Annotated in this window: 27 protein-coding genes; 15 read left to right on the plus strand and 12 right to left on the minus strand. The window is 72.0% G+C overall.

Features of this window, described 5'->3' with window-relative positions; translation table 11 throughout:
• The first annotated feature begins 5 nt into the window (after positions 1-5).
• Both AB0F10_RS06680 and AB0F10_RS06685 read left to right on the plus strand, forming a co-directional pair.
• Complete coding sequence (locus AB0F10_RS06680) at positions 6-743, plus strand: response regulator transcription factor (protein WP_360620819.1); 738 nt, start codon at positions 6-8, stop codon at positions 741-743.
• Entirely contained in the window at positions 721-2,286 is a 1,566-nt protein-coding gene (locus tag AB0F10_RS06685) for a HAMP domain-containing sensor histidine kinase (protein WP_360620820.1), read from the plus strand. The genes AB0F10_RS06680 and AB0F10_RS06685 overlap by 23 nt, the downstream gene beginning before the upstream one ends.
• Positions 2,287-2,289: 3 nt before the next feature.
• Here AB0F10_RS06685 and AB0F10_RS06690 read toward each other — a convergent pair whose 3' ends face one another.
• Complete coding sequence (locus AB0F10_RS06690; protein ID WP_360620821.1) at positions 2,290-2,694, minus strand: hypothetical protein; 405 nt, start codon at positions 2,692-2,694, stop codon at positions 2,290-2,292.
• 271 nt (positions 2,695-2,965) lie between these two features.
• On the opposite strand from AB0F10_RS06690, the gene AB0F10_RS06695 reads away from it, so the two are divergent.
• The 4 genes from AB0F10_RS06695 to AB0F10_RS06710 all read left to right on the plus strand — a co-directional run bounded on the left by AB0F10_RS06695 (position 2,966) and on the right by AB0F10_RS06710 (position 7,979).
• Complete coding sequence (locus AB0F10_RS06695; RefSeq protein ID WP_360620822.1) at positions 2,966-4,027, plus strand: 3-deoxy-7-phosphoheptulonate synthase; 1,062 nt, start codon at positions 2,966-2,968, stop codon at positions 4,025-4,027.
• Positions 4,028-4,127: 100 nt separating this feature from the next.
• The gene (locus tag AB0F10_RS06700) at positions 4,128-6,164 is read left to right on the plus strand and encodes a glycosyltransferase family 39 protein (RefSeq protein ID WP_360620823.1); all 2,037 of its coding nucleotides are present in this window, start codon (positions 4,128-4,130) and stop codon (positions 6,162-6,164) included.
• Between the two features lie 154 nt (positions 6,165-6,318).
• Complete coding sequence (locus tag AB0F10_RS06705) at positions 6,319-7,542, plus strand: bifunctional glycosyltransferase family 2/GtrA family protein (RefSeq protein WP_360620882.1); 1,224 nt, start codon at positions 6,319-6,321, stop codon at positions 7,540-7,542.
• A gap of 128 nt (positions 7,543-7,670) precedes the next feature.
• A complete protein-coding gene (locus AB0F10_RS06710; RefSeq protein WP_360620824.1) occupies positions 7,671-7,979 on the plus strand; it encodes a DUF3040 domain-containing protein in 309 nt (102 codons plus the stop codon).
• A 42-nt stretch (positions 7,980-8,021) separates the two neighbouring features.
• Here the strand turns inward: AB0F10_RS06710 and AB0F10_RS06715 are convergent, their stop codons facing one another.
• The 4 genes from AB0F10_RS06715 to AB0F10_RS06730 form a co-directional block, all read right to left on the minus strand.
• The gene (locus AB0F10_RS06715; RefSeq protein WP_360620825.1) at positions 8,022-9,113 is read right to left on the minus strand and encodes a DNA glycosylase AlkZ-like family protein; all 1,092 of its coding nucleotides are present in this window, start codon (positions 9,111-9,113) and stop codon (positions 8,022-8,024) included.
• Positions 9,114-9,128: 15 nt separating this feature from the next.
• Positions 9,129-9,737 carry a GNAT family N-acetyltransferase gene (locus tag AB0F10_RS06720; RefSeq protein ID WP_360620826.1) on the minus strand — a complete coding sequence of 203 codons (609 nt, stop codon included), beginning with the start codon at positions 9,735-9,737 and terminating at the stop codon, positions 9,129-9,131.
• A 69-nt stretch (positions 9,738-9,806) separates the two neighbouring features.
• The gene (locus AB0F10_RS06725) at positions 9,807-10,604 is read right to left on the minus strand and encodes an IclR family transcriptional regulator C-terminal domain-containing protein (RefSeq protein ID WP_360620827.1); all 798 of its coding nucleotides are present in this window, start codon (positions 10,602-10,604) and stop codon (positions 9,807-9,809) included.
• 29 nt (positions 10,605-10,633) lie between these two features.
• Positions 10,634-12,064 carry an amidohydrolase family protein gene (locus AB0F10_RS06730; RefSeq protein WP_360620828.1) on the minus strand — a complete coding sequence of 477 codons (1,431 nt, stop codon included), beginning with the start codon at positions 12,062-12,064 and terminating at the stop codon, positions 10,634-10,636.
• A gap of 199 nt (positions 12,065-12,263) precedes the next feature.
• Here AB0F10_RS06730 and AB0F10_RS06735 point away from each other — a divergent pair, with 199 nt between their 5' ends.
• The 5 genes from AB0F10_RS06735 to AB0F10_RS06755 are packed head-to-tail and all read left to right on the plus strand — an operon-like array spanning position 12,264 to position 16,328.
• Positions 12,264-13,388: a CoA transferase gene (locus tag AB0F10_RS06735; RefSeq protein WP_360620829.1), complete on the plus strand. Its 1,125-nt coding sequence runs from the start codon at positions 12,264-12,266 to the stop codon at positions 13,386-13,388.
• On the plus strand, positions 13,370-14,152 hold the full coding sequence (locus tag AB0F10_RS06740) for a citryl-CoA lyase (RefSeq protein ID WP_360620830.1): 783 nt from the start codon (positions 13,370-13,372) through the stop codon (positions 14,150-14,152). Before AB0F10_RS06735 ends, AB0F10_RS06740 begins: the two co-directional genes overlap by 19 nt.
• 12 nt (positions 14,153-14,164) lie before the next feature.
• Positions 14,165-15,028 (plus strand): extradiol ring-cleavage dioxygenase, encoded by an 864-nt coding sequence (locus AB0F10_RS06745; protein ID WP_360620831.1) that lies wholly within the window; start codon positions 14,165-14,167, stop codon positions 15,026-15,028.
• On the plus strand, positions 15,025-15,384 hold the full coding sequence (locus tag AB0F10_RS06750) for a hypothetical protein (RefSeq protein WP_360620832.1): 360 nt from the start codon (positions 15,025-15,027) through the stop codon (positions 15,382-15,384). The genes AB0F10_RS06745 and AB0F10_RS06750 overlap by 4 nt, the downstream gene beginning before the upstream one ends.
• Positions 15,384-16,328, plus strand: coding sequence for a zinc-binding alcohol dehydrogenase family protein (locus AB0F10_RS06755; protein ID WP_360620833.1), 945 nt, complete (start codon positions 15,384-15,386; stop codon positions 16,326-16,328). The genes AB0F10_RS06750 and AB0F10_RS06755 overlap by 1 nt, the downstream gene beginning before the upstream one ends.
• Positions 16,329-16,424: 96 nt before the next feature.
• Here the strand turns inward: AB0F10_RS06755 and AB0F10_RS06760 are convergent, their stop codons facing one another.
• From AB0F10_RS06760 to AB0F10_RS06770, 3 genes are all read right to left on the minus strand, one after another.
• Positions 16,425-16,595, minus strand: a complete 171-nt coding sequence (locus AB0F10_RS06760) for a hypothetical protein (protein ID WP_360620834.1) — start codon at positions 16,593-16,595, stop codon at positions 16,425-16,427.
• Between the two features lie 31 nt (positions 16,596-16,626).
• Positions 16,627-16,797, minus strand: a complete 171-nt coding sequence (locus tag AB0F10_RS06765) for a hypothetical protein (protein WP_360620835.1) — start codon at positions 16,795-16,797, stop codon at positions 16,627-16,629.
• Between the two features lie 420 nt (positions 16,798-17,217).
• A complete protein-coding gene (locus AB0F10_RS06770; protein ID WP_360620836.1) occupies positions 17,218-17,580 on the minus strand; it encodes a nuclear transport factor 2 family protein in 363 nt (120 codons plus the stop codon).
• A gap of 70 nt (positions 17,581-17,650) precedes the next feature.
• On the opposite strand from AB0F10_RS06770, the gene AB0F10_RS06775 reads away from it, so the two are divergent.
• The gene (locus AB0F10_RS06775) at positions 17,651-18,529 is read left to right on the plus strand and encodes a LysR family transcriptional regulator (RefSeq protein ID WP_360620837.1); all 879 of its coding nucleotides are present in this window, start codon (positions 17,651-17,653) and stop codon (positions 18,527-18,529) included.
• Between the two features lie 33 nt (positions 18,530-18,562).
• Here the strand turns inward: AB0F10_RS06775 and AB0F10_RS06780 are convergent, their stop codons facing one another.
• Both AB0F10_RS06780 and AB0F10_RS06785 read right to left on the minus strand, forming a co-directional pair.
• Positions 18,563-19,129 carry a hypothetical protein gene (locus tag AB0F10_RS06780; protein ID WP_360620838.1) on the minus strand — a complete coding sequence of 189 codons (567 nt, stop codon included), beginning with the start codon at positions 19,127-19,129 and terminating at the stop codon, positions 18,563-18,565.
• Between the two features lie 323 nt (positions 19,130-19,452).
• Positions 19,453-19,824, minus strand: coding sequence for a hypothetical protein (locus AB0F10_RS06785; protein WP_360620839.1), 372 nt, complete (start codon positions 19,822-19,824; stop codon positions 19,453-19,455).
• Between the two features lie 300 nt (positions 19,825-20,124).
• Between AB0F10_RS06785 and AB0F10_RS06790 the strand changes: the two genes are divergently transcribed.
• On the plus strand, positions 20,125-20,463 hold the full coding sequence (locus AB0F10_RS06790; RefSeq protein WP_360620840.1) for a metalloregulator ArsR/SmtB family transcription factor: 339 nt from the start codon (positions 20,125-20,127) through the stop codon (positions 20,461-20,463).
• Positions 20,464-20,469: 6 nt separating this feature from the next.
• Here AB0F10_RS06790 and AB0F10_RS06795 read toward each other — a convergent pair whose 3' ends face one another.
• Positions 20,470-21,405, minus strand: a complete 936-nt coding sequence (locus AB0F10_RS06795) for an aldo/keto reductase (protein WP_360620841.1) — start codon at positions 21,403-21,405, stop codon at positions 20,470-20,472.
• 74 nt (positions 21,406-21,479) lie between these two features.
• On the opposite strand from AB0F10_RS06795, the gene AB0F10_RS06800 reads away from it, so the two are divergent.
• Together AB0F10_RS06800 and AB0F10_RS06805 are read left to right on the plus strand one after the other, a co-directional pair.
• Positions 21,480-21,836: a MerR family transcriptional regulator gene (locus AB0F10_RS06800; RefSeq protein WP_360620842.1), complete on the plus strand. Its 357-nt coding sequence runs from the start codon at positions 21,480-21,482 to the stop codon at positions 21,834-21,836.
• A 60-nt stretch (positions 21,837-21,896) separates the two neighbouring features.
• Positions 21,897-23,801: a reprolysin-like metallopeptidase gene (locus AB0F10_RS06805; RefSeq protein ID WP_360620843.1), complete on the plus strand. Its 1,905-nt coding sequence runs from the start codon at positions 21,897-21,899 to the stop codon at positions 23,799-23,801.
• Here AB0F10_RS06805 and AB0F10_RS06810 read toward each other — a convergent pair.
• Positions 23,792-24,310: a GNAT family N-acetyltransferase gene (locus AB0F10_RS06810; RefSeq protein WP_360620844.1), complete on the minus strand. Its 519-nt coding sequence runs from the start codon at positions 24,308-24,310 to the stop codon at positions 23,792-23,794. The genes AB0F10_RS06805 and AB0F10_RS06810 overlap by 10 nt on opposite strands.
• Between the last annotated feature and the right edge of the window lie 34 nt (positions 24,311-24,344).

Genomic DNA, 24,344 nt, shown 5'->3' on the forward strand with positions numbered 1-24,344 from the left:
GGGGCATGACGATGGCGAACGCAGAGCCGGGCGCGGAGCTCCGGCGCCCGGACGGTGGGCCGGTCCGGGTCCTCGTGGTCGACGACGAGGTCACCCTCGCCGAGGTCCTCTCGATGGCCCTGCGATACGAGGGCTGGGACGTGCGCAGCGCCGGCGACGGGCAGACCGCCGTCCGGACCGCCCGCGACTTCCGCCCCGACGCCGTCGTGCTCGACATGATGCTGCCCGACTTCGACGGGCTCGAGGTGCTGCGCCGGCTGCGGGGCGAGTCGCCCGACGTGCCGGTGCTCTTCCTGACCGCCAAGGACTCCGTCGAGGACCGGATCATCGGCCTCACCGCCGGCGGCGACGACTACGTCACCAAGCCGTTCAGCCTGGAGGAGGTCGTGGCCCGGCTGCGCGGGCTGATGCGCCGGGCGGGCAACTCCGGCATGCGCACGGAGTCCCAGCTCATCGTCGGCGACCTCACCCTGGACGAGGACAGCCACGAGGTGCGCCGCGGCGGCGACGAGGTCACCCTGACCGCGACGGAGTTCGAGCTGCTGCGATACCTGATGCGCAATCCGCGCCGGGTGCTGAGCAAGAGCCAGATCCTGGACCGGGTGTGGAACTACGACTTCGGCGGCCAGGCGAACGTGGTGGAGCTGTACATCTCCTACCTGCGCAAGAAGATCGACGCGGGCCGGACTCCCATGATCCACACCATGCGCGGCGCCGGCTATGTCCTCAAACCGGCCGGCTGACGTGACCCCGCCCCGCCCCGCCCGCTGGAGTCCGGCGGGCTGGCCCCTGCGTACCCGGCTGGTCGCGATCATGACCGGCCTGCTGGTGATGCTCGGCCTGGTCGTCGGCGGCACCGCCGAGTTCTACCTGAGCAGGACCCTCTATGCCCGCGTCGACGTCCAGTTGCAGGAGGCAGGCCGGCGGGCGCTCGGCGGCCCGCCGCGTGGCGGGCCGGGCGCCGAACACCCGGTACCGGGCCTGTCCCCGCCGCCGGGCGCGCAATCCGGCTCGATCTTCCTCGGGCTGACCCGATCGGGCGACGTGGCGGGCGGCGGCATCGTGCAGTACCGCCAGGGCGACCCCGAGACCGGCTACCCGCAGGGCAGCAACGAATGGGTCGACCTTCCCGCCGATGCCGTGAACCGGCTCGCGACGGTCACCCCCGACGGCCGGCCGGCCGACGTCGACCTCGGCGGCACCCTCGGCGACTATCGCGCGGTCGCCACGGTCCTCGGCAACCGCACCACCCTGGTCACCGGCCTGCCCCTCAAGGACACCCAGACCACGCTCTTCACCATCGCCGGGGTCACCGGCGGGACCGTCCTCGTCACGCTGCTGGTCGCCGGCTGGGCGGGAGCGGTGATCATTCGCCGTACCCTCAAGCCGCTCAGCCGGGTGGCGGCGACCGCGACCCGGGTCGCCGAGCTGGAGCTGGACCGGGGCGAGGTGGAGCTCGCCCAGCGGGTGCCGGTCGCGGACACCGACCCCCGCACGGAGGTCGGCCAGGTCGGCGCGGCGCTCAACCGGCTGCTCGACCACGTCGGCGACGCGCTCGAGGCCCGGCACGCCAGCGAGACGCAGGTACGCCAGTTCGTCGCCGACGCCAGCCACGAACTCCGCACGCCGCTCGCGGCCATCCGCGGCTACGCGGAGCTGAGCCGCCGCAGCCGCCGGCCCGTACCGGAGGAGATCGCCCACGTGCTGTGCCGCGTCGAGTCGCAGGCGCAGCGGATGACCACGCTGGTGGAGGACCTGCTGCTGCTCGCCCGCCTGGACGCCGGCCGGCCGCTGGCCCACGAGCCGGTCGACCTGACGATGCTGGTGGTGGACGCGGTCAGCGACGCCCACGCGGCCGGCCCGCGGCACTACTGGCGGCTCGACCTGCCCGAGGAGCCGGTGACGATCACCGGCGACGGGCAGCGGCTGCAACAGGTGCTGGCCAACCTGCTGACCAACGCGCGGACCCACACGCCGGAGGGCACCAGGGTGACCGTCGGGGTGGGCCAGGGCGAGAACGCCGCGCTGCTGACCGTGACGGACGAGGGTCCGGGCATCCCGGCCGACCTGCAGCCGCACATCTTCGAGCGGTTCGCGCGCGGGGACGGCTCGCGCTCCCGCGCGGCGGGCAGCACCGGCCTGGGGCTGTCGATCGTGCACGCGGTGGTGACGGCGCACGGCGGAACGGTGTCGGTGCGCAGCGCGCCGGGCCGCACGGAGTTCACCGTACGGCTGCCGGCGGCGCCGGTGCCGCAACGCCCCGAGCCCTTGCGCGCCGGCCGGTAGCGGTCAGCGGCCCAGCCGCAGGCCGTCCATCAGGACGTCCCGGAGTTCGTCCAGCAGCGCACCCGCCGCCTCGCCGTCCGTCACGTGCAGCTCGAGCGGCACCGACGCGCTGTCCCGGCCCACGATCACGTCCAGGGCGCACAGGGCGCGGCCGGCCAGCTCGCTTGTCACGTTCGGGCAGGCCGCGGCCAGCAGCCGGTCGTCGACCCACGGGCGGCCGGCGGAGCCCGGCAGACCCGCGGCTATCGCGGCGATCGCCGTCAGTGCCTGAGTCGGCGAGATCTCATCCAGTAGGACGACCGGCGTCTCCCAGACCCTGAGCACGACCGTCGCCACGGTCTGCCGTCGCTGTGCCGGCGAAAGCTCGGCCAGACCGTCCAGGAGGTAGGGCGCGCTCGCGTTATTCATGCGCTTAATCGCAGCACAGCAACTTGCACGTGCACATACCCCGGCTGACGGACACCCACCTGCCCTGATGGGCTAAGCTCTGCGCGTGTCCTTCTGGTATCAGTGGTTTACGAGGCCGGCTCCCGCCGGTGCCTCGGCCATGATCCCATGACCTGAGACACCCCCGTAGGGCCGGCCGAGGCAGCGACAATCGTCGCTGCCTTTCGTTTTGCGAAAAAGCCGGCAACACCCGGGCCACCGGCCCCGGGCACCGGCGGAGGAGAAGACAGCCGTGACCATCCCCGAGGTGCAGCGGGTCAGCGACCAGCGCATCGAATCCATCGTGCCGCTGATGAGCCCCGCGCTGCTCCACCACGAGCTGCCGCTGACCCATGAGCTGTCCGCGACCGTGCTGGACAGCCGCCGGCAGGTGGAGGCCGTGCTCGACGGCCGAGATCCGCGCCTGCTCGTCGTCGTCGGACCGTGCTCGGTGCACGACCCCGTCGCCGCCGCCGAGTACGCGGACCGGCTCGCCGCACAGGCCGCCCGGCTCGCCGACGACCTGCTGATCGTGATGCGGGTCTACTTCGAGAAGCCACGCTCCACGGTGGGCTGGAAGGGACTCATCAACGACCCGGGCCTGGACGGCACCGGCGACGTCGGCAAGGGGCTGCGGGTGGCCCGGTCGCTGCTGGTCGAGGTGCTGGGCCGGGGCCTGCCGGTCGGCGTCGAGTTCCTCGACCCGATCACCCCGCAGTACATCGCGGACACCGTGGCCTGGGGCGCGATCGGCGCCCGCACCGTCGAATCGCAGGTGCACCGCCAGCTCGCCTCCGGGCTGTCCATGCCGATCGGCATGAAGAACCGCCCCGACGGCAGCATCTCCACCGCCATCGACGCGATCAACGCCGCCGCCGCGCCGCACGTCTTCCCCGGCATCGACGTCTCCGGCACCCCGGCGATCATGCACACCACCGGCAACCAGGACTGCCACCTCGTGCTGCGCGGAGGCAAGGGCCCGAACTACAGCGCCGCCGACGTCAACGCCGCGCTCGCGCTGCTGAAGGCCGCCGGCCTGCCCGAGCGGGTCATCGTGGACTGCTCGCACGGCAACAGCCTGAAGGACCACCTGCGCCAGCCGATCGTCGCCGACGACGTCGCCGGCCAGCTCGAGGCCGGCCAGCAGGGCATCAAGGGCGTGATGCTGGAGAGCTTCCTCATCCCCGGCCGGCAGGACCTGGGCGGCGAGCTCGCGTACGGGCAGAGCGTCACCGACGCCTGCATGGGCTGGGAGCCGACCGTCGGGGTGCTGGACCGGCTCGCGACGGCCTCGGCGAAGCGCCGCGCCGGCTGAAACCGGTTCATAGCAGGCGCACAGTATCGGCATAAGGGTCCGACAGGCGGGCGGAAGACAGTAACGGGGACAGCGCTTCCGCCTGCCCTAAGGATCCACGATGACCTCGACGTTGCCCGTACCGCCGATGGTGTCTCCGGTCGAGCCACCACCGACCGCGCCGCCGGACCACACCCGGTCCCGCTGGTCCGGATTCCTCCGCGGCCGCGTCCAGGACGCGCCGTGGGTACGGCCCTCGCTGCTCGCCCTGCTGCTGCTCACCGGCGTCCTCTACGTCTGGGGGCTGGGCGCCTCCGGCTGGGGGAACACGTTCTACTCGGCGGCCGTGCAGGCCGGCTCCGAGAGCTGGAAGGCGTTCTTCTACGGCTCGTCCGACGCGGCGAACTCGATCACCGTCGACAAGACGCCCGCCTCGCTGTGGGTGATGGCGCTGTCGGCCCGGGTCTTCGGCGTGAACGCGTGGAGCATCCTCGTGCCGCAGGCCCTGATGGGCGTCGCGACGGCCGGGCTGCTCTTCGCCACGGTCCGCCGCTGGTACGGCCCGGCGGCCGGGCTGATCGCGGGCGCGGTGTTCGCGCTGACCCCGGTCGCGGTGCTGATGTTCCGGTTCAACAATCCGGACGCGCTGCTGGTGCTGCTGCTGGTCACCGGCGCGTACGCGACCGTGCGGGCCATCGAGAACGGCTCGACGAGGTGGCTGCTGCTCGCCGGGACCCTGGTCGGCCTCGGCTTCCTCACCAAGATGCTGCAGGCGCTGCTGGTCGTGCCGGCGTACGCGCTGGCCTACCTGTTCGCCGGCCCGCCGCGGCTGGGCCGCCGGATCTGGCAGCTGCTGCTGGCGGGCCTCGCGGTCGTCGTCTCGGCCGGCTGGTACATCGCGATCGTCGAGCTCGTGCCCGCCTCGAGGCGGCCGTACATCGGCGGCTCGCAGAACAACAGCCTGCTCGAGCTGACGCTGGGCTACAACGGCCTGGGCCGGCTCAGCGGCGACGAGACCGGCAGCGTCGGCGGTGGTGGCGGCGGCAACGGCGGTGGCGGCTGGGGCGAGACCGGCCTGCTGCGCATGTTCGACGGCTCGCAGGGCGGCCAGGTCTCCTGGCTGCTGCCGGCGGCGCTCATCGTGCTGGTGGCCGGCCTGGTCCTGACGCTGCGGGCCGCGCGCACCGACCGGCTGCGGGCGGGTCTGATCCTGTGGGGCACCTGGCTCGTCGGCACGGGTCTGGTCTTCAGCCTCATGCAGGGCATCTTCCACGCCTACTACACGGTGGCCCTGGCGCCGGCGATCGGCGCGGTGGCCGGCATGGGCTCGGCGCTGCTGTGGCGCCACCGGCGCAACGTGTTCGCCGCGCTGACCCTGGCGGCGACGATCGCGGTGAGCGCCTGGTGGTCGTACCACCTGCTGGCGCGCAGCGCCGGCTTCCTGCCGTGGCTGCGCTGGGTGGTCCCGGCCGGCGGCGTCGTGGCGGCGCTGGGTGTGCTGGCCGCGCTGCGGCTGCCGGCCCGGGTCGCGGTGGCGACCGCGGGGCTGGCGCTGGCGGCGGTGCTCGCCGGCCCCGCCGCCAACGCGGTGCAGACGGCGTCCGAGCCGCACACCGGCTCGATCCCGTCGGCCGGCCCGGCCGGGCAGGGCGGCGGATTCGGCGGCCCCGGCGGCCCCGGCGCCTTTCCCGGCGGCGGCGCACAGCCGGGCGGGACCGCTCCGGGCGGGACCGCTCCGGGTGGCGGGATGCGTGGCGGCGGCATGGGCGGGCTGCTCAACGCCGCCACCGTCAGCGACGAGATGAAGTCCCTGTTGGACGCGAACGCCGGGAGCTACACCTGGGTGGCCGCGGCGGTCGGCTCGCAGAACGCGTCGGGATACCAGCTGGCCACCGGCGACTCGGTCATGGCGATCGGCGGATTCAACGGCAGCGACCCGTCGCCGACGCTGGAGCAGTTCCAGCGGTACGTGACCGACGGGAAGATCCACTACTTCATCGGCGGAGGCGGAGGCGGGTTCGGGGCCGGGTTCGGGGGCGGACGCGCCGGCTCGGGCGGCAGCAACTACAGCTCGCAGATCTCCGAATGGGTGACGGCGACCTTCACCGCGCAGACCGTGGACGGCGTGACGATCTACGACCTGACCGCCACTCGATGACACACCGGCACGACCCCGCCAGGGCGGTTCCCCCCCAGGGGGGGGCCGCCCCGGCGGCGTGCCACGGACCGGAAACGGGACTCACAGGACCGGCACAGGGTCGCCATATTCCGGGCATAGCAGCGCGGGCGATCTTTTCGACATGAGCCTTTCCATGCTGCCCACGCCCGCCCCCGAGCAGGTGCGGATCGTTGCTCCGGTGCTCGACGTGGTCGTGCCGGTGTACAACGAGGAGATCGACCTCGAGCCCTGCGTCCGCCGGCTGCACGGGTACCTGCGGAGCGAGTTCCCGTACCGGTTCCGGATCACCATCGCGGACAACGCGAGCACCGACTCCACCCAGGACGTGGCCCGCCGGCTCGCCGGTGAGCTGCCCGGCGTGGTGGCGGTGCACCTGGCGGAGAAGGGCCGGGGCCGGGCGCTCAAGCACGTGTGGACGCACTCCGACGCGGCCGTACTGGCCTATCTGGACGTCGACCTCTCGACCGACCTCGGCGCCCTGCTCCCGCTGGTCGCGCCGCTGATCTCGGGCCACTCGGACCTGGCGATCGGCTCCCGGCTGGCCCGCGGTTCCCGGGTGGTCCGCGGCGCCAAGCGCGAGTTCATCTCCCGCGCCTACAACCTGATCCTGCGGGGCACCCTGTCGGCGCGCTTCTCCGACGCGCAGTGCGGCTTCAAGGCGATCCGGGCCGGCGTGGCCGAGCGGCTGCTGCCGATGATCGAGGACACCGGCTGGTTCTTCGACACCGAGATGCTGGTGCTGGCCGAGCGGGCCGGGCTGCGCATCCACGAGGTGCCGGTGGACTGGATCGACGACCCGGACAGCCGGGTCGACATCGTGGCCACCGCGCTCGCAGACCTGCGCGGCATCGCCCGGCTCACCCGGGCGCTCGGCGCCGGCCGGCTGCCGCTGGCCGCCCTGCGCCGGCAGCTGGGCCGCAATCCGCTGCCGGTGGCGGGCGTGCCGACCGGGCTGACCGGGCAACTGCTGCGCTTCGCGGCGGTCGGCGCGGCGAGCACGCTCGCGTACCTGCTGCTCTATGCCCTGCTGCGCGGCGGTTTCGGCCCGCAGAGTGCCAACCTGGTCGCGCTGCTGGTCACCGCGGTGGCGAACACGGCAGCCAACCGGCGGCTGACCTTCCGGGTACGCGGCAGCGACGGCGCCTGGCGTCATCAGGCGCAGGGGCTTGTCGTCTTCGCCGTCGGGCTGGGCCTGACCAGCGGCTCGCTCGCCCTGCTGCACCTGGCGGGCGACCCACCGACCAGCGTGGAACTGGGCGTCCTGGTGATCGCCAATCTGGTCGCCACCGGGGTCCGCTTCCTGCTGATGCGCGGCTGGGTCTTCCGCGCCGCGGAGACGAGCATTGAACACCCGTGAACACAATCACCCCTAAGAGTATGAATTCAGTGACCGACGGGTAACAATGGGCATCGACCGGGGCGACAGAACGGCTCGTGGCTCCCGGCCGATGTGCCCTTCTGTCCGGGCCCGCCGGAGGTGGCGACATGCTCAGCAAGGAAGACAACCGCAGACTCGCGCAGATGGAACGCCAGCTTCGCCGCGACGACCCGGAATTCTGCGCGCGGATGCGGGACCGGCTGCCCACCCGCCGGCGCGTGCCGACCTCCCTCGTGCTGGCCGCCTGCGTGGTCTGGGCGGCGGTCCTGGCCCTGGGGGTCCTCGGCTGGTGGGGCGCCGCCGCCATCGCCGCGGTATGGGGGGCGGTCATCCTGGCCGCGCTCACCTATCGCTGCCGGCCACTTCGGCCCGGCGACCCCTATCCCGGCCCGGAACCCCTGCCGCCCGCCTGGTGACTCCCATAACGAACGTGCATGGGTTTTCCGCCGCGGGTGGGATCAGCCGTAGGCGACCGTCGCGGCGGCGACACCGCGGGCCCGGGCCACCACTGCGGACTCTTCCTCGACCGCCCTGCGGGCACCGGCGGTGATCGAGCCGAACGGCGTGACGGTGAGATCGACGCGCTTGCGGCCGGCGAGCCGGGCCCGCCACACCCCGGCGATCTCCCCGTCGATCAGCAGCGCGCCCGGGTTGCCGAGCAGCTTCCAGATCTCCTTGCGCCGGGCCCGGTCCGGCACCAGCAGGTCCCGGTCGCGGGCCTGCAGCAGTGCGTCCATCGCGGGAAGCAGCCGCACGCCCGGCGCGGGCGAGGCGGCGGCGAGCGCGGGGACCGCCGGCGCGGGCAGCCAGGCCGCGCGCCCGTCGACCCTGACCTCGGCAAGCCCCTCCGGCCAGACCTTCTTGATCTCGGCGGTGGTGCTGCCCAGGTATTTCGCCACGTCCGCCGGGGTGGCCGGGCCGAGCAGCCGCAGGTAGGTGGCGATCAGATCCTGGATGCCCGCGTTGCGCTCGGGCAGCGGCGGCGCGTCCTCGATCGGGCCGAGCGTCGCGTCCTTGCCGCGGGACTCGACCTCGACGCCGCCGGCCAGGCCGGAGTGCTGCCACACGCTGCCGGAGATGTGCCGGGCACCGCAGGCCCGGCAGTCGTAGGTCAGCTCGCGCGGCACCAGGGCGCTGACCCGGGTGCTGGCCTCGCCGCGCGGCATCGAGGACGTGACGACCTCGCGGAACGCGATCGCGGTCGCCTCGAACGCGTTGCGGCCCAGCTTGCCGCCCTCGGGGATCTGGGCGCTGTGGATCCGGGCCGACGCATCCGCGTCGCTGACCGGCCACAGCGCGGTCACCAGGGCACCGAGGTCGCGGCGGCGGTGCAGGTGCGGCGCGCCCCGGGCGGCCCAGACCGTCAGCAGCCGGTCGTCGCTCAGCTCGGCGTCGGTGCGGGCGGCGAGCGCCACCTGCGCGGAACCGGGCGTGTATTCCTGCACGCCCAGGTCGAGCACGGCCAGATCACCGGGGCGGTCGGCGCGGCGCTCGGCCAGCCCGAGCGCGGCGACCCGGTATGCCATCACCTGCCTGCGGTCCACGTCCATGGGAACCACCACCTCTCAACCCCGACGACCGTAGCGCCGGGCTGCGACATTTCTCAGCCGCTCGAGACGGGTCCCGCCGCCCGCGGTGACGAGTTCCCAGGTGTCCAGGCTGCTCGGGCCGTACGGGCCCTCCTGCAGGATGGGCGGCTCCCCGGTGAGCCGGTAGCCGCAGCGGCGGGCCACGCCGCAGCTCGCCGTGTTGGCCGGGTCGATGCGCAGCAGCAGCCGGCTGAGGTTGAGCTCGCCGCGGGCGTACCCGGAGAGCAGGGAGAGTGCCGCCGAGGCGTGCCCGTGCCGGCGATGCGCCGCGCCCACGAGGTAGCCGAGCTCGGCCTCCCGGAGGCCGGCGTCGAGGCCGAAGAGCAGCACCTCGCCGACTGGCCCGCCGCCGGCGACGATCGCGAGCTGGATGCGCTGGCCGCTGGCGCGGCTCTGCCGCGCCCGCTTCAGGTAGGCGACGCCCGCCTCGCGGTCGAACGGGGACGGCATCGGCGTCCATCGTGCGATGTCCGGCTCGTCGAGGAGCTCAACCAGATCCTCGAGATTCTCGTCCCGCCACTCGCGCAGCTGGACGCCGTCCCCCGTCAGGGCGATCGGGTAGGGCAGGCGGCCGGAGGTCGTCATGCGCCGATCCTGCCCGTAAGAACCCGGTTCCGGCCAGTAGGAGACTTATGAATGCCGTGAATGAAGCTCTCAGCCGCGGACCACTATCGGCGCCGTATCGAGCAAAGCCCAGTCGTGGCTTATGTCGGCGGCCGCATGCAGCAACAACGGCAGGTACACGCCTGTCAACTTATCGACAGACGTCTCCGCCGCGTGCACGGTGACATTGAGCGCGGCGACGACCCTGCCGTCGCCGTTTCGCACGCCCGCGGCGATGGACCGGACGCCGAGCGCGAGGTCCTGATCCGCGAGGGCCCAGCCCCGCGCGCGGACCTCGCGCAGCGACCGGAGCAGGGCGTCACGATCGGGCTGCCACCGGGCTTCGACGCCCGATCGGCCCGGCTCGGCCAGAACCGTCTCCAGCTCCGCGGAGTCGAGCGCGGCGAGCAGCACCTTGCCCATCGAGGTCGCGTGCGCGGGGAATCGGGTGCCGATCGAGACGGCCAGCGTGACGATCTTCGGTACGGCGACCCGCGCGACGTACACGATGTCGGAGCCGTCGAGCTGGGCCATCGACGTGGACTCGCCGGTCTGCGCCACCAGGCGTTCCATGTGCGGGCGGGCGACGTCCCACATGTCCAGGGAGTTGACGTAGGCCATGCCGAGCTCGAGCACCCGCGGGGTCAGCGTGTAGCCGCGGTCGACGGACCGCACGTAGCCCAGCTCGGTCAGGGTGAGCAGGATCCGGCGCACGGTGGGCCGGGCCAGCCCGGTGTCGGCGGCGATCTCGCTCAGCGTCGACACCCTGCGGCCCGGCCGGAAGCTGCGCAGCACGTCCAGCCCGCGGGCGAGGGCCTCGATGAAGTCCGGGCCGGTCTCCCGCGCCATCGAGCCCCCTCCCGTAGCCGTGGATGCGGCTAATGCTTCCATTGCGCCGAGCCGGCGTCCCACTCGGTGTATGTGTAGGGGTTGTCCCGCACCTTCGTCTCCGGAATGTCGGGATTCATGCCGCGGGCCCAGGCCTCCTCGCCCATCTCGCCGCGCAGGTGGTCGATGGTCCGTCCGACCTGCTCGCGGGCGGCGGCCAGGTCCACGCCGACGAGCTTGTGGTCCCGCTTCACGATCCGGCCGTTGACCAGCACGGTGTGGACGTCGCCGCGCTGCGCCTGGAACGCGACGTGGCCGTACGGGTTGAGGATCGGGAACATCGCCGGCGAGTCGTCGTTCTTGATCAGCACCACGTCGGCCTTCTTCCCTGGCTCCAGGCTGCCGACGACGCCGTCCAGGCCGAGCGCCCTGCTGCCGCCGCGGGTGGCCCAGTCGACGACCTGTTCCGCGCGCAGGTGCACGTGGGTGACGGTCTCGGCGCGGCCGTGCGCCTCCATGTGCTCGCGCGAGCGGTCGGCGCCGAGCGTGGTGCGCATCGCGGAGAACAGGTCGCCGCTCCACCACACGCTGGTGTCCATCGACAGCGAGACGCCGATGTCGTGGTCGCGCAGGATCCAGGTGGGCGGGTAGCCCTGGCCGGCGCTCTGCTCGCTCTCGGTGGAGACCGACACCGAGCCGCCGGTCGCGGCGATCCGATGGTAGGAATCGTGGTTCAGCGTCGCCGCGTGCACGTACACGGTCCGCGGGGTCATGAAGCCGTTCTCGTGCATGAGCCGGATGCCGTCGTCGTTGGTCGCGCCCCAGACGCCCGCGTGCGTGGTGACCCCCACGCCCAGCTCGCGGGCCACCTCGAAGGCCGCCCGCTCGGGGAAGGCGGGGTCCCCGGTGACGTCGAACGCCATCTGGAAGCCGAGCATGTCGTCGCCGGGGGTGATCCGGCGGCTGACGAAGTCGCGGAACCCGGGGCTGGCCGACCACTCCCACGGCCCCTGCTGGATGTTGCCGTACGCGAGCACGAACCGGCCCGGCACCGCCTGCAGCGCGTCGACCGCCGCGTCGGCGTGCTGCGGCGTCTGCAGGCCGTGTGACCAGTCGACGGTGGTGGTGACCCCGGCGTCGACGGCCTCGATCGCGGCGAGCAGGTTACCGGCGTGCACGTCCTCCGGGCGGAACAGCCTGCCGGACTCCAGGTAGTACCAGACGAAGTACTGGGTGAGCGTCCAGTCCGCGCCGTAGCCGCGCATCGCGGTCTGCCACATGTGCCGGTGGGTGTCGATCATGCCGGGCATCAGGATGCCGCCGGACGCGTCGATCACGGTGGCGCCCTCGGGCGCGGCGAGACCGACGCCGATCTCGGCGATGCGTTCGCCGACGACGAGCACGTCGGCATCCGGCAGCACGGTGTGCCGGTCGTCCATGGTCAGCACGATGCCGTTGCGGAACAGCACGCTGTCGCTCATCTCGCCGTCAACTCCCCTCGAAGCCGGGCGGACAGACGTCCGTCAGGCGGTCACCGTCTCGGCGCTAGTGTGTTGCGACTCACCATTCGTGTCAAGAACGGGGTCGCGGCAGTGCGGTTGACAGCCAATAACCCTGGGTCGAGACTGGCGAAGGTGCGGACGTCCGTCCGTCTGACGGTCACTCCTCGGAAGGCGGCACATGGGACCACTCAGCGGACTGCTCGTCGCGGACTTCTCCCGGATCCTCGCCGGGCCGTACGCGACGATGCTGCTCGCCGACCTCGGCGCCCAGGTGATCAAGGTCGAGGGCCCGTCCGGCGACGACACCCGCACCTGGATGCCCCCGGTACGCGACGGTGTCTCGACCTACTACCTGGGCATCAACCGCAACAAGCGCTCGATCGCGCTCGACCTCAGGAAGCCCGAGGACCTCGAGGTGGCCCGGCGGCTGGCCGGCCGGGCCGACGTGATGATCGAGAACTTCCGGCCCGGCGGGCTGAGGCGCTTCGGCCTCGACTACGACACGGTCGCCGCGGCGAACTCCAGGATCGTCTACGCGTCGATCAGCGGCTTCGGCACCGGCGCGGGCGCCGGATACCCCGGCTACGACCTCATGATCCAGGCGATCTCCGGCCTCATGAGCCTGACCGGTGACCCCGGTTCCTCGCCGTACCGGGCGGGGATCTCGGTCTTCGACGTGATGGCGGGGATGCACGCCGACATCGGCATCCTGGCCGCCCTGCACCACCGCAACGCCACCGGCAACGGACAGCACGTCGAGGTCAACCTGCTCTCGTCCGCGCTGTCCGGGCTGGTCAACCAATCCAGCGGTTACGTCGCCGGCGGCACCGTCGGCTACCGGATGGGCAACGCGCACCCCAGCCTGTTCCCGTACGAGCCGCTGCCGGCCGCCGACGGCGAGCTGATCGTCATCGCCGGCAACGACGGGCAGTTCCGCAAGCTCTGCCAGGTGCTCGACCTGCCCGGCCTGCCGGACGACCCGCGCTTCGCGCGCAACCAGGACCGGACGGCCAACCGCGCGCAGCTGCGCCCGATCCTCGTGGAACGCCTGGCCCGGCGCACCAAGGACGAGTGGTTCCGCGACCTGCTCGCGGCCGGCGTGCCCTGCGCGCCGATCAACACGATCGACGGCGGGGTCGCGTTCGCCGAGGAACTGGGCCTGAATCCGGTGGTCACCGTGGACGGGATCCCCGGGGTCCGCAACCCGATCACCTTCTCGGGCACGCCGGCGAGCTACGAGTTGCCGCCGCCCGAACTCGACCAGCACGGTGAGGAGATCCGCGAGTGGCTGATGAAGGACTGAGCTTCCCGACCGCGATCGGCACGTCCGACGAGGAGCAGATCCGGCTGCTCGGCCAGGATCTGGCCGCGGACCTGATGGGCCGGGTCGGCTTCGGCGAGCTGGCGTACTGGCTGGTGGCCGGCCGACGGCCGACGCCGGGCGAGGTCCGCGTCTTCGAGACCGTGCTGGTGGCGCTCGCCGACCACGGCTTCACGCCTACCGCGATCGCGGCCCGGCTCACCTACCTGAGCGCGCCCGAGTCGCTGCAGGGCGCGCTCGCCGCGGGCCTGCTCGGCGGCGGCTCGCGCTTCCTCGGCGTGACCGAGGACTGCGCACGGTTCCTGGCCACCACCCTGGCGGGCGGCCCGGTCCCGGCCGACGACGCCGGGTTCGACGCGCTCGCCCTCGATGCCCTGACCGCGGCGTACGCCGGGAAGCGGCTGATACCGGGGCTCGGGCATCCCGTGCACAAGCGGCAGGATCCCCGCACCCCGGCGCTGATCCGCATCGCCGAGGAGGAGGGCCTGCGCGGCCCGCACCTGCGCCTGTTCGAGGCCGTCGGCCGGGTGCACCCGCGGGTGCTCGGCCGCACGCTGCCGCTCAACGGCGCCGGCGTCTGCGGCGCGGCGCTGGCCGACCTGGGCCTGCCCGTCGAGCTGCTGCGCGGATTCGCGCTGCTGGCCCGGGCCGCCGGGCTGCTCGGCCACCTCGCCGAGGAGCGCCGCAACCCGATCGGCATGGACGTCTACCTGGCCGTCGATCGCAACGCCGTCTACGAGGACTAGGAAGGAGCCGCCATGGCCACCGTCGTCGCGATTGTCGCCTCCACCCACCACCCCTTCTACTACCGAGCCAGCACCGCGACCGGCGAGGATCGTCCGCCCTTCGCCGACGAGTGGGTCCGCAAGATCACCGCGTTCCGGCAGACGCTGACCGCGGCCCGCCCGGACGTGCTCGTCATGGTCGGCTCCGACCACTTCCACCAGCTGTGGCTGGACAACATGCCGCAGTTCCTCGTCGGCAAGGCGCCGTTCTACGACGCGAACTTCTACAACGAGGAGCGCGAGTTCGGCCTGCCGAGAATGCTGCTGAAGGGGCAGGAGGACCTGTCCGCGCACCTGCTGCGCGCCGGCCTCGACGCCGGCTTCGACCTGGCCTTCAGCAACGAGCTGCGGATCGACCACAGCATCACCTGCCCGATCATCACGCTGCGGCCCGAGGCCGACCTGCCGATCGTGCCGATCTACACCAACATCTTCGCGCCGCCGCTGCCGCGGCCGAAGCGCTTCGTCCAGCTCGGTCAGGCCATCCGCGAGATCGTCGAGTCCTGGCCCAGCCACCTGCGCGTCGCGATCATCGGCACCGGGCACCTCTCGCTCGAGCTCGGCGGGCCACGCCAGTTCGGCCCGCACGGCCCGGACCCCGAGTTCGACCGCAGGGCCGTCGAGTGGATCGCCACCGGCGACATCGAACGCTGCCTGGCCGAGGTGACCCTCGACAGCCTGCACTCCCCCGGCAACGCCACCCACGGCTTCATGGACTTCATGCTGATGATGGGCGTCGCGGGCGCGGGCCGCAAAGCCGACCATGTGGACAGCCTCGACCTGTTCCACACCATGGAGGCCTACTTCACCTGGTACCCGAACGGGGTGACCCCATGAGCAGGTACCTGCTGGACAAGTTCCTGTACACGGTCGACCGCGACCCCGAGCTGGTCGAGCGCTATCGCTCGGAGCCCCGAGGGACCGTGCTGTGGTGGGAGTCCGAGCGCGCCAACACCGTGCTCAACTGCCACAGCGGCGAGGCCAGCACCTGGCTGCGCTTCACCGACGACGAGCGTGAGGCCCTCGCGACACACGACCACGTCGCGCTCTTCTCCCTCGGCGCGCACCCGTTCCTCACGCTGACCCTGTTCATCGCGATGTTCGAGCGCGACCACGGGCCGCTGGAGTATCAGAAGGCGTTCGGCGCGCGCCTCGCGCACTTCTCGCTGCCCTACCCCGACATCGCCACCTGATGCGCGCCGCACTGCTGAACGAGTGCGGCGCGGCGCCGGCGGTCGGCGAGCGCGCGGTGCCCGTTCCGGAGGACGACGAGATTCTGGTACGCGTCACCGCCGCGTCGATCACCCCGCTCGACCGGCTGTGCGCGTCCGGCACCTCGTACTTCGGCGCGCCGGCCACCCCGTACGTGCCGGGTGTCCAGGGTGTCGGGGTGCGCGAGGACGGGACGGCGGTGTGGTTCGCGACCGGCGCGGGCATGCGCCCGGGCGACGGCAGCATGGCCGAGCACGCCGCCGTGCGGGCCGCGGACACCGTGGAGCTTCCGACGGGCGCCGACCATCGGCTGGTTGCGGCGCTCGGGCTCTCGGCGGTCGCCGCGCAGATGGCCCTGACCTGGCGCGGCGAGCTCCAGCCGGGCGAGCGGGTGCTGGTGCTCGGCGCCGGCGGGGTCGTCGGCCAGGCCGCGGTGCGGCTCGCCCGGCTCGCCGGCGCCGGTCAGGTCGTGGCGGCGGCCCGGTCCGAGCGGGCCCTGCGGCGCGCGGCGCGGGCGGGCGCGACAGTGGTCGTGGCGCTGCCGGAGGAGGCGGAGGTCGCCTGGCTGGCCGCGCGGCTGCGGGCCGCCGCGGACGGGCCGGTGGATCTCGTCCTGGATCCGCTCTTCGGGGTCCCGGCGGCGGCCGCGCTGCGGACGCTGCGGCCCGGCGGCCGGCTGGTAAACCTCGGCGACGCGGCGGGCACGACCGCGCCGATGGACTCGGCGACGCTGCGCAGCGGCTCGCTGCGGGTGCTCGGTTACACGAACAACGAGCTCACCGCCGCGCAACGGTCCGAGGCACTCGCCCTGGTCGCCGCGCACGCGGCGGCCGGGCGGCTGACGGTCGACTACGAGACGGTACGCCTGGAGCACGTCGCCTCGGCCTGGCACCGCACGGACTGCCGGATGGTGCTGGTGCCGTAAGACCGGCGTGGACGCCGACCCGCCGCGCATGTCGTCAGCCGCGGCCGTTCGTTCCGGGCGGCGGGTCAGCCGCGGCCGTTCGTTCCGGGCGGCGGGTCAGCCGCGGCCGTTTGCTTTCCGGGGCGGCTCGGTCGCGACGGCGAACGGGTCACGCAGGCGCGTCATCGCCTCGGCGCTGCTGTCGGCCGCCTCCGCCTCGGGCTCCGGCACGACCGCGTCGGCCGGGGCGAGGAACAGGGAGGGGTCGTGCTGGTCGGTAGACTTCATTCACCGGTCCGATGATCTGTGTGGTGGTCAGCTACGAGGACGGGGCTTCGAGTTCCTTCAGATCAAGGTTAAGCGTGGCCAGCAGTCCGCTGTAGAGGAACGTGTCGACCTCGTCGGGGAGCTCCCGGTCGACCCAGTCGGCCCGGACGCCCTTGCCGCGTTCGCGAAGCTTGGCGATGATGACGCTCTTCTGAATGATCATGATCTGGCCCGTCGGGAGAAATGGCTTGAGGCCGGTAAAAACAAAACGCGCCGGACGGGAGCGGTTACCCATCTGGCGCGGAGACGTCAACGGATTCAGAACTAGAACCCACGGTAGCACGAAATGAACTCCGCCCCGAATACGACCATCGGCGCCGCCGGGGCAGCGAGCGTGATCAGTGTAGGCTGACCACCGAGTCGCCAGGCGGGCTCACCGGTCGCGCGAAAACCGCAGGTTCTGCGGTAAGTACGGCGGCGAACCGGGTGATCAGCTGCTCGCACCGAGGCGTACGACTCGACGACGCGCGATCTCCGGCGACCTGGCGACTTATCAGCGCGCAAACTCCCTTTTTACCGCGGGCTCCCGTTTACCGCGGGCCTTCCGTTTACCGCAGGCCTCCCGTTTGCCGCGGCTCCCGTTTTACCGCGGCGGGGTGAACTCGGGCTGGTCGAGCACCCGGAGCCAGCTGCCGTCCTCCTGGCGGCGGACCACCTGAGCGCGAGCGCCGGAGCCGTCCTTCGGCGGGGTCGACGTGAGCGCGAGATCGCCGGTGATCAGGGTGGGCAGCGGCTCCTCGGGCTCGAACTTCGGCATGTTCGGCAGCGCCTGCTCCCACAGCCGGCGGATGGCGTCGCGGCCGACGGTCTGGCGGCCGGGCGGGTAGGCCATCACGGCCTCCGGCTCGTAGAGCAGCGCGATGCCCTCGGCGTCCCCGGCGTTGGCGCGCTCGACGAAGAGGCGGGTCAGGTCCTCGGGGCTGGTGGCCTTCTCTCGATCGGTCATGGTCCCAGCCTTAACCCTCGCGAGTGACAAGTCCAACAGATAGTTGTTGTCGTAGCTATGATCTGCGCTCATGGATCTGCGGCAGCTCGAATACTTCGTGGCGGTGGCCGAGGAGGCCAATTTCACCAGAGCGGCGGACCGTGTGCACATCACCCAGTCGGGGGTCAGCGCACAGATCCGCCAGTTCGAACGGGAACTGGGCGCCGACCTGTTCGACCGCTCCGCCCGAATGGTCCGCCTCACCCCCGCCGGCGCCGCGGCGCTGCCGCACGCCCGCGCCGCGCTCGCCGCCGCGCAGGCCATCCGCCACGCCTGCGACGACGTGAACGGCCTGGTCCGCGGCCGGCTGCGGCTCGGCATGATCACCGGCTGCACCGTGACGCCGCTGTTCGACGCGCTCGCCGCGTTCCACCGCCGGTATCCGCGCATCGAGATCGCGCTCGCCGAGGACAACTCCGACGTGCTGATCGAGAGCGTCCGGGCGGGCGTCTGCGACATCGCCCTGGTCGGGTCGGCGGGCGGGCCGCCGGAAGGGCTCCGGTCCCTGACGATCCTCAGCGAGGGGCTGGTCGCGGCGGTGCCCCCGGATCATCCCCTGGCCGAGCAGCAGAGCGTGGCGCTGCGGCGGCTGTCCGCGTACCCGTTGATCTGCCTGCCGGTCGGGACCGGGATCCGCAGCGTGCTCGACCAGGCCTGCGCGGCCGCCGGGATGAGGCCGGCCGTCGCGCTTGAGGCGACCGCGCCGGCGGCGGTCGCCGACCTGGCCGCGCGCGGCCTCGGCGTGGCGATTCTCAGCGCCTCGATGGCCGCCGGCCACGAGGGCCTACGCGCGGTGCCGGTCGAGAAGATCGAGATCCCCGCGCTGCTCGCCCTGGTGTGGCGCAAGGAGGAGAGCACGGTGTTGCGCGCGCTGCTCCCGCACTGCCGTCATGCGTTCGGGCTCGGCTAGTCCCTGTTCTCCACGCCGGGTCGCGCGAGGCCGTCATTCGCCGCCGCTGCAGGCGGCCTCGGCCTGCTCGCTCCATGGCGTGCCGTCGAAGACCTCCTTGGGGCGGGCGACGCGGTAGCGCTCGTCATCCGTCTGCACGGCGAGGGTGACGGGGATCCGGCCGAGCGGGAGCCCCCGTTGGCAGTCGACCTGCACATCGGCATCGGCCTGCATGGTCGCACCGGGTGCGATCATGCGCTGCTTGTCGACGCCGCGCACGGTGACGCCCGGCCGGGCGGCGGTCAGATTGTGGATATTGATCGGCGCCGGGCCGACATTGACCAGGGTGACCCGCCGGGTGAGGGTGACGCTCGCGATCCGGCCGTGCAGGACGATGGTGCCATCATCGATGATCTTGGTGGCGTCGGCGAAGACGAGAACGGAGACCTCGCCGTCGCGCGCGGTGTCCTGCCGGCGAAGGTTCCATCCATAGGTGACGAGACCGCCGATCGCCACACCGACGACGACGCCGATGACGAGCGTGGCCAGGCTGAAGGCGTGCCGCGGCCGCTGCTCCGGCACGTCCGCGGCGACCGGCCGGTCGAGATCGATCACATTCATGTATTGCCCTCGCCCCGGCTGTGATGGGTAGCGGACGGTTCAGAAAACGTACGTCACCCCGCCCGGGTTGCGGCCATCGTCCCGCGGCCTCCACCGTTCGTGGTCCGCTGAGCCGCGGGCCCGGCCCGGCAGACCGCTTCTGATCCGGAATCCTCCCATCGACGATCGGCGATCGGCAAGGACGCCCCCGTCGACGCCGGCCCGGTCGGGTCCGGGCGGCGTCGCCGGACGCCGCCGCGCAGCGGTTCCGGACCGTTCCGGCCCGGAACCCGCCCGCCGCAACGGCTGTCGAGCACGACCGTCCTATCGGGACCCGCCGCCGGTCACAGCTCGAGATTCTGTTCGATGGCCTTGAGCCGGTGCCGTGCCATCGCGAGATTGGCACGGTCGCGGTGCAATGCCAGATAGATGAACAGACCCTTGCCGGAGCGGCCGGTGACCGGCCGGATGAGGTGATACTGCGAACCCAGCGTCACGAGAATGTCCTCGATCTTCTCCTGCAGGCCCAGCATCTCCATGGTGCGCATCTTGGCCTTGAGCACCTCCGTGTTGGCCGCCGCGGCGACCACCGGGTCGAACGTATGGTCACCGCCGGCGGTACCCAGCGCCATGCCGCTCGTGTAGTCGCCGATCGCCGCGGCGATCGCCCCCTCCACCTGCAACGCGTCCTTGAGCGCCACGTCCATCTCTGTCATTTTGCGTCCCTCTCGGCTCCTGACGACCAGGACCCGAGGATGCGCGGCGGGCGCCTAACCGGAACGGACGCGCTGTCCGATCCGGGCCGGCTTCCGGGCCAGATAATCGAAGCGCTCGGGATTCAAGTTGCAATTGTTCGCAACTCGCTATCTGGCTACCTACGAATGTCGGCATATCGGAGGGCGGGCAATCCGGTAGAGGTGACGCTCCTCGGCGGCTGGGTAGTGTTGGGCCACGCACGACATAGCCAGCACCTGGGCCACGCCCCAGGCCATTGCAGACCAGGGTGGGGGCCGCCGGTGTCGGTGCCGCTTTATCAGGCCAAGGCCGAGATGTTCCGGGTACTCGGGCATCCCGTTCGGATCCGCGTGCTCGAGCTGCTGCAGACCGGCCCGCTTCCGGTACGCGACCTGCTGGCTCGCATCGACATCGAACCCGCCAACATGTCACAGCAACTCGCCGTCCTGCGGCGGGCCGGCATCGTCGTCTCCTTCCGCGACGGCGCCCTGGTCATGTACACCCTGAGCACCCCCGCCGTGGCGGACCTGCTCGCCGCCGGCCGCCGGATCCTCAGCGAGGTCCTCACTGACCGCGACAGCCTGCTCGCCGAACTACGGGCCCAGAAGGACTCCGTGTAAGCACCGCTAGCTCGCGGCGTCCAGGCGGGCCCTCGACTCCGCGTCCAGCTTGAGGTCGCGGGCGTCCATCACCTCGTCGAGCCGCTCGAGGGTGCTCGCGCCGACGATCGGGAACACCCCCGGGTCGCCGTCGAGCAGCCAGGACAGCACCACCTGATTGCCGGTGGCGCCGAGTTCCCGCGAAACCTCGGAGAGGGCGGCCGTCCGGCTCGCCGTACCCGGGTGGTCGTAGGCCCGCTCCAGCGGCCGGTCCGCGCGGCCGTAACCGCCGTTCAACAGCGTCGTGTACGCCCACAGGTCCAGACCCGGGTCGCTGCGCACGTAGTCCAGCGTCTCCGGGAACACCTGCCGATGCGCCGACGACTCCAGCGGCGCCCCCGGCCGCGGCAGCAGGTACGAGTGCCGTAGCTGCAGCGCCGTCCACCCGGCCACGCCCCGCCCGGCGGCGATGCCCCGGGCACGCTCCACCCGCCACGCGGGAGTGTTCGACGCACCGAGCCGCCGGGCCTGGCCGCCGGCGACCAGGTCGCCGAAGGCGTGCACGGTCTCGGCCAGCGGCACCCGGCGGTCCTCGATGTGCGCCCAGTACATGTCCACGTGGTCGACGCCGAGCCGGCCCAGGCTCGCACCCATCGCCGCGCGTACCGTCGCGGCCGACAGCCCCTCGGCCGAGGCCAGCCCCCGGCCCGGGTCGGTGGGCTGCCCGCCCACCTTGGTGCTGAGCAGGATCCGGTCCCGCATCCCCGGCCGGGCCGCCAGCCAGCGGCCGATCGTCTGCTCGCTCTGCCCGCCGGCGCCGGACGGGTGCAGCCAGAACGCGTAGTTGTTGGCGGTGTCGATCCACCGTCCGCCCCGCTCCACGAAGCGGTCGAGCAGCGCGAAGGACTCCGCCTCGCCGATCCGGGTACCGAACAGCATTGCTCCGAGCACAATCTCTGCCATGCCGCAGATCCTGTTACCTGGAGCGCACTCCAGGTCAAGGGTTCTCTGTGGACACCGCTGGCAGAATCGACGGCATGTCCCTCTACACGCCCGGTGAGGTCGCGCAGCGGACCGGCCTCAGCCTGGACACCCTGCGCTACTACGAGCGGATCGGGCTGCTCGACGGCGTCGACCGCACCCCCGGCGGCCGCCGCCAGTACAGCGACGGCGACCTCGGCTGGCTGGGGATCCTGCGCTGCCTGCGGGAGACCGGGATGCCGATCCAGCGGATGCTCCAGTTCGCCGAGCTGTGCCGCGACGACGACACGATCACCGACCGCATCGCCCTGCTCGAGCAGCACGACCAATCCGTACGGGAGCAGATCGCCATGCTGCAGGCGCAGCGCACCCACCTGCGGGGAAAGATCGACTACTACCGCGCGATCGGCTAGTCAGCCGCCAGAATCCCGCTTTCGGTCCAGCCCTCGGGTCGTTATGGGAGCTTATGGGGCATGCTCTTTTCGCGTTTTCGGCTCGCCGTGCCCCTCGCCCTCGCGGTCACCGCGCTGACCACCGCCGGCGCCGGGCCGGCCCGCGCCGCGGACGCACCCACGATCCCGGCCACGGTCCACCGCACCGTCGTCGACGAGCCCGGCGCGGGCGACCAGGAGATCACCCTCGAGTTCGACGGCCGGCCCGTCACCGTACGGGAACCGGACCTTGACGACCTCGAGTCGGGCACCCGCGTCAAGGTCGCGGTCCGGGGTGCCTCGACCGGCGCCGAGGCCGTGGCGAAGCTGACCAGGCACCCGGGCGCGATCACCGCGGTCCAGGTCGTCGGGAAGCCCGGCCCCTCCGCCGGCACACAGGGCGCCGTCGTGCACGACGTCACCGTCGTGCCGGTCACCTGGGCGGGCGCCACCGCGTTCCAGCGCACCACGGACAGCCTCGCCGCGATGATCCGCAAGGCCCTCGACGAGTGGGGTCCGCTGAGCCGCGGGACCGTCACACCGGGAACCGTCACCATGCTCGACCCGGTAGTCATCCCCGATCCGGGCAAGGCCTGCAACATCGCGGCCTACGCCAACCCGGCGATGACGGCGCTCGGCCGCGGCCCGACCGCCCTCACCGACCACTGGGTGTTCGTGCCGAGCCAGAGCAAGGGATGCAGCTGGTCCGGCACGTCGTACCTGCCCGGCAACAAGATCGTGCTGGCCAGCGACCTGCCCTACGGCGAGGCACCCGACTTCGGCGGCGCCTGGTGGACGGTCGGGCACGAGCTGGGACACAACCTCGGAATCGCGCACGCCGGCAACCAGGTCTGCACGCCCGCCTGCACCACCTCCGAGTACGGCAACAACCTGGAGATCATGAGCTCGGGCGACCGAGCCGCCGCGCCGGAGAACGCGTACCACTCGACGCTGCTCGGTGCGTTCACCGCCGTCGACACGCCGCTGGTCACCGGCCCCGGCACGTACCAGCTGACCTCCATCAACGAGGACAGCGGCGTACGCGGCCTGCGCTTCGACCGGTCGACCGGCACCGACATCTACCTGGAATACCGCCCCGACACGCCCAGCGGGTGGACCCGCCCCGGCTGGCTCGGCGGGCTCCTGGCCAACCGGCCGAGCGCCACGGACCCGCGCTACTCCGTGCTGCTCGACCTGACCCCGGGCCAGACCATGTACGGCGCCTCGACCCAGCCGGCCCTGATGACCGGCAACACCTGGCAGGTGCCCGACACCGGGCTCAGCATGCGACTGGCCTCCGCCGACGGCCCGACCGCCACGGTGGTGGTCACCGCGACCGCGACCGACACGATCGCGCCCGCCTCACCCGCAGACGTGACCGCGCCGGTGTCGGGCACCGGCTGGATGACCTCCAGCCCGACCTTCCCGGTGTCGTGGACGCCGGCCCCGAGCGCCGCGGCGGACGAGGTCGTCGGCTACCGGGTCACGGTACGCAGCGCCTCCGGGCCGCAGTGGGTGGCCAGCACCCCCGCCGACCAGATGTCGGTGACGATGACCCTGCCGACCGCAGAGGGCTGGTGGTCGCTCGAGCCGATGACCATCAACGTGCAGGCCCTGGACGCGGCGGGCAACGCCGGCGAGGCGGCCACGCTCGAAACCGGCTTCGACAACGTCCAGCCCTACCGGGCGACGATCCTGCAGCCCACCTCCCTGAGCACCGTCACGAGCCCCACCTGGGAGATGGCGTGGAGCACGCCGTACGAGGCGGGCTCGGGGCTGAGCCGCTACGAGCTGCTGATCGACGACGCCGTGGTCAAGACCGTTCCCGCCGGGGTGAACACGGCGACGATGCCGACCCCGAAGAACAGTCCCTTCAAGGTCGCGGTCCGGACCATCGACGTCGCCGGCAACGAGTCCACCATCTCCTGGAGATGGCTCTACCGGTAGTCGGCGGGACGCGTTACCCGATACAGCACGCAATCTCGGCCGCCGCCGTCCAGGCGGCGACCGTCCGGGACCGCACCGATCTTCTCCGCGGCGCGCCGCGAGCGGACGTTCTCCGGCGCGATCAGGAAGACTACCGAGCCGACCTGTCGAAACGCGTGGCGCAGCATGAGGTGCTTCAGCTCGCCGTTGAAGGCCCCACCCCAGTACTTCCGCGCCAGGAACGTCCAGCCGATCTCGATCTCGCCGGCCGCCGGGTCGTACCCGTGAAACCGGGACGTGCCGACGACCTCGCCGGTCGCCACGTCCTCGACGGTCAGCGCGCCGCCGGAACCGAGGGCCTCGTCGAAGAAGCGCCGGAACGCCTGCGGTGTGTGGCGCCGCCGGTCGGGGTGCTGCGCCCAGATGAGCGGGTCGGAAGCGGCCGACCGCAGGCCGGGCAGGTCGCCGGCGGTCAGGGGCCGGAGCCGGACGAGGGCACCGGTAAGCCAGGCCTGACGGTCAAAGGACACAACCGTCAGCGTACGTAGCGCCACAGTGGCCGGT

This window comes from Actinoplanes sp. NPDC026623, assembly GCF_040638275.1.
GTDB lineage: Bacteria > Actinomycetota > Actinomycetes > Mycobacteriales > Micromonosporaceae > Actinoplanes.

Excerpts from the sequence above, each read along its gene's own strand:
- AB0F10_RS06680 (WP_360620819.1), top strand. The coding sequence starts at position 6 with ATGACGATGGCGAACGCAGAGCCGGGCGCGGAGCTCCGGCGCCCGGAC.
- AB0F10_RS06685 (WP_360620820.1), top strand. The coding sequence starts at position 721 with ATGTCCTCAAACCGGCCGGCTGACGTGACCCCGCCCCGCCCCGCCCGC.
- AB0F10_RS06690 (WP_360620821.1), bottom strand. The coding sequence starts at position 2,694 with ATGAATAACGCGAGCGCGCCCTACCTCCTGGACGGTCTGGCCGAGCTT.
- AB0F10_RS06700 (WP_360620823.1), top strand. The coding sequence starts at position 4,128 with ATGACCTCGACGTTGCCCGTACCGCCGATGGTGTCTCCGGTCGAGCCA.
- AB0F10_RS06705 (WP_360620882.1), top strand. The coding sequence starts at position 6,319 with ATGCTGCCCACGCCCGCCCCCGAGCAGGTGCGGATCGTTGCTCCGGTG.
- AB0F10_RS06710 (WP_360620824.1), top strand. The coding sequence starts at position 7,671 with ATGCTCAGCAAGGAAGACAACCGCAGACTCGCGCAGATGGAACGCCAG.
- AB0F10_RS06715 (WP_360620825.1), bottom strand. The coding sequence starts at position 9,113 with ATGGACGTGGACCGCAGGCAGGTGATGGCATACCGGGTCGCCGCGCTC.
- AB0F10_RS06720 (WP_360620826.1), bottom strand. The coding sequence starts at position 9,737 with ATGACGACCTCCGGCCGCCTGCCCTACCCGATCGCCCTGACGGGGGAC.
- AB0F10_RS06725 (WP_360620827.1), bottom strand. The coding sequence starts at position 10,604 with ATGGCGCGGGAGACCGGCCCGGACTTCATCGAGGCCCTCGCCCGCGGG.
- AB0F10_RS06730 (WP_360620828.1), bottom strand. The coding sequence starts at position 12,064 with ATGAGCGACAGCGTGCTGTTCCGCAACGGCATCGTGCTGACCATGGAC.
- AB0F10_RS06735 (WP_360620829.1), top strand. The coding sequence starts at position 12,264 with ATGGGACCACTCAGCGGACTGCTCGTCGCGGACTTCTCCCGGATCCTC.
- AB0F10_RS06745 (WP_360620831.1), top strand. The coding sequence starts at position 14,165 with ATGGCCACCGTCGTCGCGATTGTCGCCTCCACCCACCACCCCTTCTAC.
- AB0F10_RS06750 (WP_360620832.1), top strand. The coding sequence starts at position 15,025 with ATGAGCAGGTACCTGCTGGACAAGTTCCTGTACACGGTCGACCGCGAC.
- AB0F10_RS06755 (WP_360620833.1), top strand. The coding sequence starts at position 15,384 with ATGCGCGCCGCACTGCTGAACGAGTGCGGCGCGGCGCCGGCGGTCGGC.
- AB0F10_RS06760 (WP_360620834.1), bottom strand. The coding sequence starts at position 16,595 with ATGAAGTCTACCGACCAGCACGACCCCTCCCTGTTCCTCGCCCCGGCC.
- AB0F10_RS06765 (WP_360620835.1), bottom strand. The coding sequence starts at position 16,797 with ATGATCATTCAGAAGAGCGTCATCATCGCCAAGCTTCGCGAACGCGGC.
- AB0F10_RS06770 (WP_360620836.1), bottom strand. The coding sequence starts at position 17,580 with ATGACCGATCGAGAGAAGGCCACCAGCCCCGAGGACCTGACCCGCCTC.
- AB0F10_RS06775 (WP_360620837.1), top strand. The coding sequence starts at position 17,651 with ATGGATCTGCGGCAGCTCGAATACTTCGTGGCGGTGGCCGAGGAGGCC.
- AB0F10_RS06780 (WP_360620838.1), bottom strand. The coding sequence starts at position 19,129 with ATGAATGTGATCGATCTCGACCGGCCGGTCGCCGCGGACGTGCCGGAG.
- AB0F10_RS06785 (WP_360620839.1), bottom strand. The coding sequence starts at position 19,824 with ATGACAGAGATGGACGTGGCGCTCAAGGACGCGTTGCAGGTGGAGGGG.
- AB0F10_RS06795 (WP_360620841.1), bottom strand. The coding sequence starts at position 21,405 with ATGGCAGAGATTGTGCTCGGAGCAATGCTGTTCGGTACCCGGATCGGC.
- AB0F10_RS06800 (WP_360620842.1), top strand. The coding sequence starts at position 21,480 with ATGTCCCTCTACACGCCCGGTGAGGTCGCGCAGCGGACCGGCCTCAGC.
- AB0F10_RS06805 (WP_360620843.1), top strand. The coding sequence starts at position 21,897 with ATGCTCTTTTCGCGTTTTCGGCTCGCCGTGCCCCTCGCCCTCGCGGTC.